The sequence below is a fragment of the Flavobacterium sp. SORGH_AS_0622 genome (assembly GCF_030818825.1).
GTDB lineage: Bacteria > Bacteroidota > Bacteroidia > Flavobacteriales > Flavobacteriaceae > Flavobacterium.
This window is the reverse complement of record NZ_JAUTAX010000001.1, coordinates 4,602,050-4,616,249: the sequence shown is the minus strand read 5'-3', so window position 1 is coordinate 4,616,249 and position 14,200 is coordinate 4,602,050. Positions and strand designations below refer to the sequence as shown.

The window sequence follows — 14,200 nt, the reverse complement described above, 5'->3', positions numbered from 1 at the left end:
AGATGGATTTAAAAAATGCCCAATTAGATGTTGATACCTGGATAAAAGAACATGGTGTTCGTTATTTTAACGAATTAACAAACATGGCTCAGTTAACAGAAGAAGTAGGTGAAGTAGCAAGAATTATTGCGCGCAGATACGGAGAACAATCAGAAAAAGAAAGCGATAAAAATAAAGATTTAGGCGAAGAACTAGCCGACGTTGTTTTTGTAGTTTTATGTCTGGCAAATCAAACGGGAATCGATTTACAAGCCGCTTTTGATAAAAAAATGGACTTAAAATCGGTTAGAGATAAAGATCGTCACAAAAACAACGATAAATTGAAATAATTGTGAAATATCACTCATAAGTTTTGAATTATGAGTTTTGAATTTTGAATTATGAATGGGGAGTGGTAAATTGCGGGGCTGAATTATGTTTCTAATCATTCATAATTCAAAATTCACAACTTACAATTAAAAAAATGAATTTAAAATTAAGCACGAATTCAATATTCACTATTGAGGATTCGCATCTAAATATCACCGGTTCTAAAAGTGAAACGAATCGCTTACTATTACTAAAAGCATTATTTCCAAATATCACTTTAGCCAATACTTCAAATTCCGATGACAGCGAAGTAATGCAGAAAGCACTTGCAGGAAATGACGAAATTGTAGATATACATCACGCAGGTACGGCAATGCGTTTTCTAACCGCTTATTTTTCGGTTAACGAAGGCAGAGAAGTGGTTTTGACAGGATCAAGCAGAATGCAGGAACGACCAATCAAAATTTTGGTGGAAGCTTTGGCTCAATTAGGAGTTGAGATTTCATACGAGAAAGAAGAAGGTTATCCGCCAATCAGAATCAAAGGGAAAAAAGTTACTGCTTCAAAAGTAAAATTAGCTGCAAATGTAAGCAGTCAATATATTTCGGCACTTTTATTAGTTGCTTCAAAACTAGATAATGGTTTAGAATTGACTTTAGAAGGAGAGATCACTTCAATTCCATACATTAAAATGACTTTGGCTCTTTTGAATGATTTAAATATTCAAACTAGTTTTGAAGGAAACGTAATCAAAGTTTTTCCAAAAGAAGCAGTCGAATCAAAAGAAATGGTTGTGGAGTCCGACTGGAGTTCTGCTTCTTATTTCTTTAGTTTAGTGGCGCTGTCGGATGCTGCCAAAATAACATTAAGCAGTTATAAAGAAAACAGCCTTCAGGGAGATTCAGAATTAGTTTCTCTTTATGAAAAAATGGGTGTGAAAACTACTTTCCAAAATAACAAAATGACTTTGGAAAAAGTAGCTGGATTCAATTATCAAGACGTAAATTTTGAATTGAACAATACACCAGATATTGCGCAGACAATTGTAGTAACCTGTTTAGGTTTAGGAATTGGATGTCACTTAACGGGTCTTCATACTTTAAAAATCAAAGAAACTGATAGATTGGAAGCATTACGAATTGAGCTTACAAAATTAGGAGCCAATATTTCTGTAACCAATGACAGCTTGACTTTAGAGCGTTCTGGAAATATTAATCACGATGTACATATCGCGACATACAACGATCACCGTATGGCAATGGCTTTTGCTCCTTTAGCAATTAAAGTTCCAATTATTATTGATGATGCAGAAGTTGTTTCAAAATCCTACCCAGATTTCTGGAATGATTTGAAAGCTTTGAACTTCCAAGTTTCAGAATTGTAGAAATAATTGAACCATATAAGTTATATAAGTTCATTTAAATAAAAGTGCAATAAAACATAGCCTCTGGTTTCAACCAGAGGTTTTTTTATGTTCGAATTTGAGTATAATCGTAAAGTTTGTCATTTCGACGAAGGAGAAATCTTCGTAAGTAACTCCGCAACGAAAATCCAATCTTTGTCGAGCTACTTCCGAAGATTTCTCCTTCGTCGAAATGACAATAATACGTTGAACAGGTTTGTGTAAGAAAAAAAACATTTTTAATGCTTCCCGAAACCGCACAAAATCAAGGACTTTTGAAAATAAACGTCAAAACACTTGACAACGCCTATCTCACAATCGTATATTTGCAGGCGATTTAAAATTTTAGATAAAAAAGTCTAAGATTGATATTTTAAAATCTAACTTCAAATATGAAATTATCACACTTCAATTTCAATTTACCGAAAGAACTTTTGGCTGAATTTCCAGCAGAAAACAGAGATGAATCTCGTTTAATGGTAATTGACCGTAAAAAAAACACTATCGAACATAAAATGTTTAAAGACGTTATCAACTATTTTGATGATGGAGACGTTTTAATTCTTAATAATACAAAAGTTTTCCCTGCACGTTTGTACGGAAACAAAGAAAAAACTGGAGCTAGAATTGAGGTTTTCTTATTAAGAGAATTAAATTCAGAGCAACGCCTTTGGGACGTTTTAGTAGATCCTGCTAGAAAAATCCGTATTGGTAACAAACTTTATTTTGGTGACGACGATTCATTAGTTGCTGAGGTAATTGATAATACAACTTCTCGTGGTAGAACTTTACGTTTCTTATACGATGGTTCTTACGAAGAATTTAGAAACAAATTGACAGAACTTGGAGAAACTCCAATTCCTAAATACATCAACAGAGAAGTAACTGCCGAAGATGCTGAAAGATACCAAACTATCTACGCAAAAGAAGAAGGAGCTGTAGCAGCGCCAACTGCTGGTTTACACTTCTCAAAACACCTTTTGAAAAAATTGGAAATCAAAGGAGTAAATTTTGCTGAGGTAACTTTGCACGTTGGTTTAGGAACTTTCAATCCAGTTGAGGTGGAAGATTTATCTAAACACAAAATGGATTCAGAGGAATTGATTATCAATCAACAAGCTTGTGATATTGTAAATGAGGCAAAAGCAAAGAAAAAACGTATTTGTGCAGTAGGAACAACTTCTATGCGTGCAATCGAAAGTTCTGTTTCTTCTCAAAATACTTTAAATCCGTACGAAGGATGGACAAATAAATTTATTTTCCCTCCTCATGATTTTAGTATTGCAAACTGTATGATTACAAATTTCCACACGCCAAAATCAACATTATTAATGATGATTTCTGCTTTCTGTGGTCATGATTTAATGAAAAAAGCATACGACGAAGCGATCAAAGAAGGATACAAATTCTATTCTTACGGAGACGCGATGTTAATTCTTTAATTAGAATTTATCTTATAAAGAGACCCGACAAGTTTTTAAAACCTGTCGGGTTTTCTGTTTTTATAGTTTTATTTCATGTTTCATGTTTCATGTTGATATGCTTTGTGTGGTTGACCGCAAAGTGCGCAAAGATTTTTATCAAGGTTGACGTTTACAAACGCTAAGTTCGCAAAGCTTTGCGTTCTTCTCTTGGCAAACACAAACTGAGCAAAAAATCTTTGCGCACTTTGCAGTTAAACTGCAGAACGAACTTGAAACCTGAAACATGAAACCTGAAACATGAAACCTGAAACATGAAACCTGAAACATGAAATTTTGAAACTTGAAACAAAACAAACAAATTTTGTTATTTTAGCATCCAAAACAAAAACACAATGACTTTTCAAAATACACGCGAATTCGCGAAACAACTTGATGCTCAAGATGCATTAAATCATTATCAAAACGAATTTATTTTTCCAAAAGTGAATGATAAACGTGTCATTTATTTTACAGGAAACTCTTTAGGATTACAGCCAAAACGTACAAAAGCTTATGTTGATGAAGTAATGAATGACTGGGCAGAATTGGCTGTCGAAGGTCATTTTTATGCACAAAAACCTTGGTGGGATTATCAGGAAAGATTTGCAGAACCGTTGAGTAAAATTGTCGGCGCCCTTCCGTCAGAAGTTACTGTAATGAATACTTTGACGGTAAATCTCCATTTACTAATGGTTTCTTTTTATCAGCCAAAAGGAAAGCGTTATAAGATAATCTGCGAAGAAAAAGCTTTTCCATCAGATCAATATATGTTTCAGAGTCAGGTTCATTTTCATGGATATAAACCAGAAGATGCTATCGTAGAAATTAAACGCCGTGAAGGCGAACACAATATTCGTCTTGAAGATGTTTTAGCAAAAATTGAAGAAGTTGGCGATGAACTGGCTTTGGTTTTAATTGGAGGTGTAAATTATTATACGGGACAAGTTTTTGACATAAAAACTATTACTGCTGCCGGACAAAAAGCGGGTGCAAAGGTTGGATGGGACTTAGCACATGCTGCTGGAAATATCAAATTAGAACTGCATGATTGGAATGTAGATTTTGCCGCTTGGTGCAGTTATAAATATATGAACTCAGGACCTGGAAATGCTTCTGGAGTTTTTGTTCACGAAAGACATCACAACGATCCAGATTTACCTCGTTTTGCAGGCTGGTGGGGACACAATAAAGAACGCCGTTTTAAAATGGAACCTAACTTTGATCCAGTTCATGGAGCAGGAGGATGGCAGATTAGTAATCTTCCAGTTCTTTCTTTAGCACCATATTTGGCTTCTGTAGAAATGTTTGCTGAGGTTGGAATGGACGCTTTAATTGCTAAACGTGATCATATTACCTCTTATTTAGAATTTATTCTGCACGAAATTGACAAAGAAGTAAAAGGGAATTTTGAAATTATTACGCCTTCAAACCCTGCAGAGAGAGCTTCACAATTATCAGTTTTTCTTCATGGAGAAGGAAGAAGTTTGTTCGATTATTTAATGAAAAATGGAGTAATTACAGACTGGCGTGAACCAAACGTAATTCGATTAGCTCCAGTTCCATTATATTGTTCTTATGAAGATATGTACGATTTCGGACAAATTCTAAAAACAGGAATTTTAGGGAAGTAAAAGTTGATGAATCTCGCAAAGGCGCAGAGTCGGAAAGTTTAATCTTAAAGTTTGAATAGCGTCCAGCTTTAGCTGGATGACAATAAAACATAAATCAAAAAGGCTTTAGCCAAACTATAAAAGTTTGACTAAAGCCTTTTTTTATATTCCGCAAGAAAGTAGTGATGAGAAAAAAACTTTGCGGCTCTGCGCTTTTGTGCGATTAATAAATCAACTACAATAATTAATAATTAAGTATCAAATCTTCTAATCTTATAAACTTTCGAAAAAATTCTGTAACAATCATTATGGCGGATATTCCGTATTTTGTAATGTATAATTATTAAAACTACAATCATGAAAGGCTTATATATAATAATGGCGGCAATTCTTTTAACTTCTTGTCAAAATCAAAGTAAACAAGATTTAAATAAAGCCAAGCAAGCCAGTATTGATTCAATGAAAGTTGAGATTAATAAACAACGCGTTATCGATTCAATGAAGACAGAAATGGCTAAGATAAAAGAAGAGCAAAAAGTTGAATCTGAAAAAGAGAAAGTTGTAGTGGTGCATCAGCAAGCTGCAAACGGAAATACAGCAACAACAACGACTACAACGAAAAAGAAAGGCTGGAGTGCAACTGCTAAAGGTGCTGTAATTGGTGCTGGAGTTGGTGCCGCAACCGGAGCAATCGTCAGCAAGAAAAAAGGCGAAGGAGCTATTATTGGAGGTTTGGCTGGTGCTGCTTTAGGAACAGGAACTGGTGCTGTTATTGACAGCAAAAATAAAAAAGAATAGATATTAAATCTTTATAATAAGAACGCCGATTTAGAAACCTAAATCGGCGTTTTGTTTTATGCTAATTCTAATGTTGGAATTTGAATGGCATTCAATTCTGATTTATAGAAATTGAATTGATTTCGTATTTTCTCTTCTTCTTTCTTAAAATACAAAGTAGATGAAAGTAAATTTTGATAATATTCAATTCCTTCTAGAATATTTGTTTTAAAAGAATTCCATTTTTTAAGCTGATTGGCCGTTACTTCGCCAGAAATAGTTTCGATTTCATTTCTAAAATAATCAACATACATTTTTAATTCCTTCACAAATAAATTCGGACGGTCATTAGTTCTCAAAATCGATTTTCCTTGATAAATGTGCTGCAGCATATCTTTTAAAGAAACTTCTTGATCAAAATAAGCCAGATTAGGTCCCGGACAGATTACCACACCCTGCGACTGGCCTTTTATTTTGATATCATTTTCGAGATAAGAAGCATTTGCTAAACCAACGCACAGACAAGATTTCTCTGTTATTTTAATTTTGCTTTTTTCGAATTCTTCGATAGTTAGAGAATCTTTTTTTGCTTCTAATTCTTGTAGTTTAATATCCTGATATTTTTTGGATGCCGTACAAATTCCGTGTGGATCGTATTCTTTACTTAGAGCCAAAAATTTCTTTGGGCAGGAACTTCCAGCTTTATTTTCTTCGATGCGTTTTTGTTTTAAGATTTCGTTTGACGTGCCACGCAAAGTATTAAAAGGAACTCCTAAGGGGCGAAATGTGACTTAGGTAAAAATCGTCTTCTTTGGCATTTTTTAATAAACTTCTTGTTTCCTGATCTACAGATGTTGCTTCGGGAACTAATAAAAATGGAGATCCCCAGCCAACAGAATCGACTTTATATTCGTATAATAAAAATTCATGTTCTTCTGCAGTTCCAACACCGCCTTGAACTGTAATTTTTAATTCTAAAGGTGTTTCTGGAAAAACTTGATTTTTGAGCTGTAAAGCTTTAATCATTAAATCGTGAGCCGATTGTACCAATTGTTCTTTTTTCTGCTTGAATTCTTCTAAAATAGTGCCTAATAAGAGTCCATCAGTGGCAAAGGCGTGACCGCCGCAGTTTAAACCCGATTCGATTCGGTATTCAGAAACCCAAAGTCCTTTTTTGGCCAAGAAATTTCCCTGAATCATTGCCGATCTAAAATCGCTCACTTTTAAAATGATTTTCTTTTTAAGTTCGTTTTTTTCGTTTGGGAAAAAATCTTGAAAGTTCTCAAAGTAACCGAATAATCTCGGATTCATTCCAGCAGAAAGAATCACAGAAGATTCTAAATTACTTTTTGCAAAACCTCTTAAAGCGGCATGAGCATCGTTAAATTCTATTGGAAGCTGTTCATTTTTAACAAAATTATCTTTATCTAATTTTGTCATAATGTTAACGTCGATTTCGCCGGGAAAAAGATGCGTTTCGATATAATTCTGAATATTTTCTTTAAAAGCAATTCCATCATCCAGCAAATTTTGAAATCCTTTTTTAATGTCGGAAGTATTCGGCAGCATCGACATAAAATTTTCAAGCGCAGTTTTGCTTTCGGCTAATTCTGTTTTAAAACTTTCGAATTTTTCTTTTACAATTTTGTCAACTAGATTTAAGTAAGATGTAATTCTTTCGGCGCGGTAATCGTGAAATTTCTGGGTAATTTCTTCGTAAGGAATATTGAATTTAGTGCTGTAGAAATTACGCATCTTTTCAATTAAATCGTCATCGGCAATAGAAATAACAGACGAAATACCATATTGTGCAACACGAATTGGACTGTCAATCGTGTAAGCAAGACCCATTACAGGAATATGAAAAGTATGTAAAGGTGTTTTTGTCATTTGTCTTCGGGTTAAAATAAAGACAAATATTGAAAAAAGGATTTTTCTAAAACCTGATAATTGTCAGGTTTAATTTGTTGCTGCGAATTACACGAATTTCCACTAATTTTTATTCGAAATATTTTAAAAATAATTCGTGAAATTAGTCTAATTCTTGGCAAAAAACTATATCAAAATCTTCTTCAAAGATTCTGCAATGCTTCTCCATAAAAAGTTGTAGAATGATTTTTCCTGAATTCTTTCCAGTTCAACTTCAGCAGTTTTTGCTTTGTCTTTTGAATCATTTTTGACTAATAAATTGACAATTGCCGATTTGAGCTTGGCTTCTTTTTTAGGATCTTTTTTCTTGTAAAGTTTTACTTTTAGATCATCATAATCTAAAGAGGCGTTTCCTTTAGAAATATTATCATTTCCATAAAAATTAAATCGGTACTTATTAAAAACTCCTGTAAAAGAGGCATTCATATAAGGCTTGCTGAATTGTCCCATAGCCCGAACATCAAAATTGGAAATTACACCTTGAATGTGAAATCCGTCATTTTTATCCAGAACGTTAAAACTCCAATCTACATCGAGAGGAGAGGTTTTCATGAAAATACATTTTACTTTAATTTTTACATCATTCGTTTTTTTCAAACCAAAACCACTTCGCAGATTGGTTGCCTGCAGATTGAATTTGTCAAAATTTAAAACTCCCGGACCTTTAGAAAAATCAATTTCTTCTTCGTAAACCAATTTCGATTTAAGAACTTGCAAAGTATCAATTTGAAGTGGGAATTTTATATTTCGCAATAAATGATTGTACAGGTATTTTTTACTCAAATCATCTTTCGGCATTTTTCCACGATAAATATTCGCATCAAAATGATTGATTACAACTGAATTTGCTTTAAAGAAAAAACGATCATTTTTAAAACCCCAATCCATTTTTGAAACTTGTGCCGAATCGAATTTTAGCGTATAAATATCTTTTTCTTTATCTAAACGTTTGATAAAATTTGGGCGGTTAAATTGCGGAATATTAGAAAAATTATTAATTTTTAGAAAGTTTTTCTCGGTGCTTAATTTGCCAATATTAATATGATAAAAAGCACTTGGTCTGTAAAATAAACTGTCAATTACTAAAGTGTAGCTTTCATATTGCAGTGGAATTTTTTCTTTTAAAGTCGCATCCGTCAGCAAAATCCCCTCTAATTTCAAAATGATTTTCTTGATGCTGAAAATAGGTTTTTCGGTATCCAAAGAAACCACATCGACAGTTCCGTCATTGAGATAAATATTCGAAACTGCAATAATCTTACGAAAAGGTTCAAGAATTTCGCTTTTAATACTTTTGCTGTTATTGATAAGTTTCTCGCCTTTTTTATATAAAATCACTCGAGGTTTATTGATAATAATACTTTCGGCCTGAATAATATCACGGAAAGCTAAATCCCAAACATTAAAATGTTTGATTGTAATAGATTCTATTTTAGAAAAAAGTCCGTTTTTACTGTCTTTAGGCTGGTTTTTCGGGCTTACCAATAATGTCTGAGCATAGATATTTCGAGAAAAAAGAGAGACTTCAATTTTTTCGTAATTGATATTGTACGCTGTTTTATTTTTCTCGTGAATAATAATCGGAAGCTGTTTTTTAATCCAGTAATTCAAACCTAAATTGGCAAAAACCACTAGCAGAAAAAGAGAAATTACACCGATTGCTATTTTTTTATATATGGACATTTATAGGATTGGTTTTAAATACATAAATTTAGGCTTTTAAAAAGAATGATTTTTACATTATTCTTCTTTTCGATTACATCATTTTACCAACTTATCGTTTATACCTTTTGCAAAATATGAGAAGATTTAAAAAATTTCTGCTGGTTTTATTAGTACTTATAATTATAATTGGAGTTGGTTTATGCGCTTATATTTTTCATTTAAAACCCAAGTACGAAGGAGAATTGCAGCTGAAAAATATCCAAGAAGAAACTACAGTTTATTTTGATGAATTTGGTATTCCTCACATATATGCCAATTCTGAAAAGGATGCCATGACAGCGCTCGGCTACGTTCATGCGCAGGAAAGACTATGGCAGATGGAATTACTTCGCAGAATTGCACCAGGAAGATTGTCTGAAATCTTTGGTTCTGTTGCACTTAAAAATGATGAATTTTTTGCTGGAATTGGTATTGAAGAAGCTTCTGCGAAAGCGATTGCCAAATTAGACAAAAACAGTGAAAGTTATAAATTGGCAGAAGCTTATCTGGATGGAATCAATCAATATTTGGACGAAGGAACAACACCAATTGAATTTACGTTGGTTGGCGTAAAAAAGCAAAAGTTTACTATAAAGGACGTTTATAATATTTTTGGTTATATGTCCTTCAGTTTTGCGATGGCGCAAAAAACAGATCCTTTATTGACAGATATTAAAAATAAATATGGTGCCGAATATTTAAAAGATTTAGGAATTGAAGGTGAGTTTAATACTACCCAAATTAAAATTTCTAAAGAAAATACAGAAGAATATTCAGAGATTGCAAAATCGGTTACAGCAATGCTGGATCAATCACCAATTCCGCCTTTTATTGGAAGTAACAGCTGGGTTGTTGGTCCTCATAAATCTAAAAGTGGGAAAGTGATTTTTGCAAATGATCCGCATATTGGATTTTCGCAGCCTGCCACTTGGTATGAAGCTCATATTGTAACACCAAAGCATGAATTATATGGTTGTTATCTTGCAGGAACTCCATTTCCGTTACTGGCGCACAATCGTGATTATGCTTACGGTTTAACAATGTTCGAAAATGATGACATCGATTTTTATCAAGAAAAGAATAAAGTTGGAGATCCCACTCAATATCAAACACCTACTGGTTTTGCAGCTTATGAAACCAGAAAAAAAGTAATCAAAGTTAAAGATACTTCAGATGTGGTCTTGACAATTAAATCAAGCCGACACGGACCAATTATGAATGATTTTTTGGAACGTTTGGAAAAGAAAACTCCAATTGCAATGTTGTGGACTTACACCCATCAGCCAATTCAGATTCTAGATGCAGTTTACGGACTTTCGCATGCGAAGAGTAAGGACGAATTTAAAAATGCCGTAAAACTTGTCGCGGCGCCGGGACTTAATGTAATGTATGGAGATGCTAAAGGAAATGTGGCTTGGTGGGCAACAGGAAAATTGTATAAACACAAAGAAGGTGTAAATACGCATTTGATTTTAGATGGATCGAGCGGAAATCATGATATTACCGAATATCTAGATTTTGATAAAAACCCGTCATCAGAAAATCCGAAATGGGGTTATGTTTATTCTGCTAATAATCAGCCTGAAGCTATAGATAATGGATATTTGTATCCAGGATATTACCTGCCTGAAGATCGTGCAAAAAGAATTGCAGGATTAATGGATGCAAAATCCGATTGGGATAAAGAAGCAGTGAGTAAAATGATTTATGACAATACTTCTGATGTTGCCGTTGATGTGGTTAAGAATTTGATTTCTAACATCGATCTTAACACAATTTCAGCAACAGAAAAAGAAGCCATAAAGGTTTTAAAATCATGGAAAGGAACCAACAATTTAGAGGATACTGCGCCAACGATTTATAATAAATGGATTTATTTATATCTAAAAAATACTTTTGAAGACGAAATGGGGGAGGAAAACTTCAATCTCTTTTTAGGAATTTCTGTTGGGAAACAAGTTATTGCCAATCAAATTAAAAATGAAAATTCGGTTTGGTGGGATAATATTAAAACTAAAAATGTAAAAGAAACTAGAAAACAAATTGTTTCAAAATCTTTTCACGATGCAATTATATCATTACAAAATCAATTAGGAAATACTGTTTCTAATTGGAAATGGGGAGAAGTACATACCGTTGAGTACGAACATCCTTTAGGAAAAGTGGCGGCACTTCGAAGATTATTTAATGTCGGACCATTTAATTCGCCAGGTTCAGATGAAGTAATCAATAATTTATTCTTCGGATTTAACGACGAAGGAAAGTATTATACAAAAGGAGGACCTTCAACCAGAAGAATTGTAGATTTCTCTGATGTCGAAAACAGCTGGAGTATTCTGCCTACGGGACAATCTGGAAATCCGTTTAGTAAACATTACGATGACCAAGCCGAAATGTACAACGCTGGAAAATTCAGAAAAATGAAATTGAATAAAGAAGAGATTATAAAAACTTCAACAAAATTGGTTTTTAAACCGAAGGAATAGTTTTGTTTCAAGTTTCAAGTTTCAGGTTTTTTTACTCTTTGTAAAAGTTTAAAACCAAAATTTTAAAGAAATTTGTATTAAACAAAATAACCAGAATATTGTCAGTTCGACGAAGGAGAAATCTCCGTAAGTAACTCCGCAAAGAGAGTTTAATCTTTATAGAGCTTCTCGCGGAGATTTGCTCCGCCAGTCACTATCGCTCGAGTCTCCTTCGTCGAAATGACAAAAATGAGAAGACAACTTAAAATTGAATCTTTGAGTCAAAGTTTAAAACTTTGACAAAGAGTACAAAAACTTAGAATCTTAGCATCTTAGAACCTTAGCACCTTTTTATTTAGAAATATACTTCCCCTTCACAATATCAGCAGCAAAAATATTCAGATTATTGATAAGCACTTTATTATTAGTCATTACATTTTTAGTCTGGTAAGCCGTGTCTTTTTCATATGCTTTTAATAAAGTTTCCAGTTCTACTTCATCAAAAACAACAAAACTGTTGTAAATCGCATCCCTAAAATTTTTATAATTAATGCTTTGACTGATCTCCATTGTTTTCTGGTCATTCCAGCCTTCTTTTGCCGAAGTTTCGTTTATTTTCGATAAACAAAAATCAATCACATAATTTTTATAATGTGCTGCTTCGACGATTTTATCAATTATAATTCTGTTTTGCTGTGAAGGCATTGCTGGAGCTTGCGAATTGTTTTGTGATAAACAGTTTAAAGAAATAAATAAACATAAAAATACAGCCAGAAAGCCTTGTTTCTTAAAATTTTTCATAGGTTAAATTGTTATTTTGGGTCTGGCTAAAATAATATTTTTAAAGCTAAATTATCCAATTTGAATGTTAGAAATTGTAACAAAAAAACTCCGATAAAAAAGATTTGAATCTATTTTATCGGAGATAATTTTAAAAGGATTTTTTAAATGTTATTTAGTTTTACTTTTTGAAAGTTCATCTAATACTTTTTTCCCGTTTTCATTTGAAGGATCTAATTCGACTGACTTTTTGTAATTCGCGATAGCTAATTTTTTATCACCATCTGCTAGATAAGCTTCACCTAAACTATCAAAAGCATTTCCTGATTTTGGGAAAGTTTCAACGTTAATTTTGAAAACTTCAATTGCTTCTTTCTTTTTTCCGTTTTGTAATAACTGATATCCAACTCGATTCATATCTCCTTCTTTAATAGCGTATGTAGGATCATTTTTCAGTTTTTTATAAGTTTCGGTTCCAGTCGCTGCGCCTTTTTCATTATAGATATCCAATAAATCTAATGCCAGCGATTTTTTAGGCTGATCAAACGGCTGATTGTATAAAATAGCACGAATAGCAGTGTTCATTTCGCCTAAAACGGTTCCGCCTGTATTGTTTAATAAAACTACAAGATTCTTATCTGCAGGAATACGAGAAATGATTGTATTAAATCCGTTAATACCGCCTCCATGCTCAATAATATTCAATTTACTGGTTTCTCCATTCGGAGCTTCATAAGTTGACCATCCATATCCATAAAAACCGCCCCACGCTTTAATATATGGTTTGTATAAAGATTCTATGGATTTTTCTGAAAGCAGTTTGTTTGTATAAAGCGCCTGATCCCACAAATACAAATCTTCTACCGTTGAGTACAAGGATCCAGCGGCATACGGAATGCTCATGTCAAGATATGCAGCGTTTACAATTTTTTTCCCCTGTTTTTCGTAACCAGCCGCTCTGTTTTTTAAAATGACATCGCTGTGGTCATAACCAGAATTAACCATTTTTAAAGGCGTAAAAATAATTTCCTGTAAATATTGTTCGTATGTTTTCCCTGAAATTTTTTCAATAATATAACCCAATAGAAAATAACCAGAATTGCTATAATTGAATTTTTCGCCAGGAGTAAATTCAAGCGGCAGACTTGAAAACGTTTTTACGAATTCTTCTGGAGTATACGGATTTCGAGCTTTATCTTTAAAAAAGTTTGGCGCACTGGTATAATTCGGAATTCCAGACGTGTGTGTCAATAAGTGATGAATTGTAATTTTACCACCATTTTCTTTTGGATAATCTGGCAGATAAGTTGTGATTGGAACATCTAATTTCAGTTTTCCTTCTTCAGCTAGTTTTACTATTAAAAGTGCTGTAAATTGTTTGCTGATAGAACCTAATCTGAATTTAGTATCAGGCTGATTTGGAACATCCCATTCCATATTGGCCAAACCAAAACCTTTTTTAAAAATTACTTTCCCATTTACGGCAACGAGAGCGGAGCCGTTAAATTGTCCATATTCGTTGTATTTCGCTAAAAGTTGTTCAATTTGCTGTGCTTTATCTTGTGCAAAAGTGCTTAAAGCCGAGATTTGAAAAACTACAAAGAGTGCAATAAGTTTGATTGATTTTTTCATAATGATTGATAATTGGTTGAAATAAATGATTCGTTTTTAATTGATGATTGAAACCTGCTAACCATTAGATATTCAGTGTTTTGTGTCGAAATTACGATTTTTTACTGAAATAAATGTAAGGTCTTAAAA

At 33.2% G+C, this 14,200-nt stretch carries 9 protein-coding genes and 1 pseudogene; 6 read left to right on the top strand and 4 right to left on the bottom strand.

Annotated elements, in window-relative coordinates; all coding sequences use genetic code 11:
• Positions 1-2 precede the first annotated feature (2 nt).
• The 5 genes from QE431_RS19825 to QE431_RS19805 all read left to right on the top strand — a co-directional run bounded on the left by QE431_RS19825 (position 3) and on the right by QE431_RS19805 (position 5,582).
• Complete coding sequence (locus QE431_RS19825; protein WP_012022600.1) at positions 3-329, top strand: nucleotide pyrophosphohydrolase; 327 nt, start codon at positions 3-5, stop codon at positions 327-329.
• A 134-nt stretch (positions 330-463) separates the two neighbouring features.
• A complete protein-coding gene (gene aroA / locus QE431_RS19820) occupies positions 464-1,693 on the top strand; it encodes a 3-phosphoshikimate 1-carboxyvinyltransferase (RefSeq protein WP_307299603.1) in 1,230 nt (409 codons plus the stop codon).
• Between the two features lie 410 nt (positions 1,694-2,103).
• Entirely contained in the window at positions 2,104-3,153 is a 1,050-nt protein-coding gene (queA, locus tag QE431_RS19815; protein WP_057115071.1) for a tRNA preQ1(34) S-adenosylmethionine ribosyltransferase-isomerase QueA, read from the top strand.
• Positions 3,154-3,527: 374 nt separating this feature from the next.
• Positions 3,528-4,805 carry a kynureninase gene (gene kynU / locus QE431_RS19810; RefSeq protein ID WP_057115070.1) on the top strand — a complete coding sequence of 426 codons (1,278 nt, stop codon included), beginning with the start codon at positions 3,528-3,530 and terminating at the stop codon, positions 4,803-4,805.
• 336 nt (positions 4,806-5,141) lie between these two features.
• On the top strand, positions 5,142-5,582 hold the full coding sequence (locus tag QE431_RS19805) for a YMGG-like glycine zipper-containing protein (RefSeq protein ID WP_057115069.1): 441 nt from the start codon (positions 5,142-5,144) through the stop codon (positions 5,580-5,582).
• Between the two features lie 56 nt (positions 5,583-5,638).
• Here QE431_RS19805 and QE431_RS19800 read toward each other — a convergent pair.
• Positions 5,639-7,451 (bottom strand): annotated as a pseudogene (locus QE431_RS19800) (hypothetical protein).
• 165 nt (positions 7,452-7,616) lie between these two features.
• The gene (locus tag QE431_RS19795; protein WP_307299601.1) at positions 7,617-9,173 is read right to left on the bottom strand and encodes a hypothetical protein; all 1,557 of its coding nucleotides are present in this window, start codon (positions 9,171-9,173) and stop codon (positions 7,617-7,619) included.
• 116 nt (positions 9,174-9,289) lie between these two features.
• On the opposite strand from QE431_RS19795, the gene QE431_RS19790 reads away from it, so the two are divergent.
• Entirely contained in the window at positions 9,290-11,680 is a 2,391-nt protein-coding gene (locus QE431_RS19790; protein ID WP_307299600.1) for a penicillin acylase family protein, read from the top strand.
• 330 nt (positions 11,681-12,010) lie between these two features.
• On the opposite strand, the gene QE431_RS19785 is transcribed toward QE431_RS19790, so the two are convergent.
• Both QE431_RS19785 and QE431_RS19780 read right to left on the bottom strand, forming a co-directional pair.
• Positions 12,011-12,460 (bottom strand): hypothetical protein, encoded by a 450-nt coding sequence (locus QE431_RS19785; RefSeq protein ID WP_134142583.1) that lies wholly within the window; start codon positions 12,458-12,460, stop codon positions 12,011-12,013.
• Positions 12,461-12,610: 150 nt separating this feature from the next.
• Positions 12,611-14,071, bottom strand: a complete 1,461-nt coding sequence (locus QE431_RS19780) for a serine hydrolase (RefSeq protein WP_134142581.1) — start codon at positions 14,069-14,071, stop codon at positions 12,611-12,613.
• Positions 14,072-14,200: the final 129 nt, after the last annotated feature.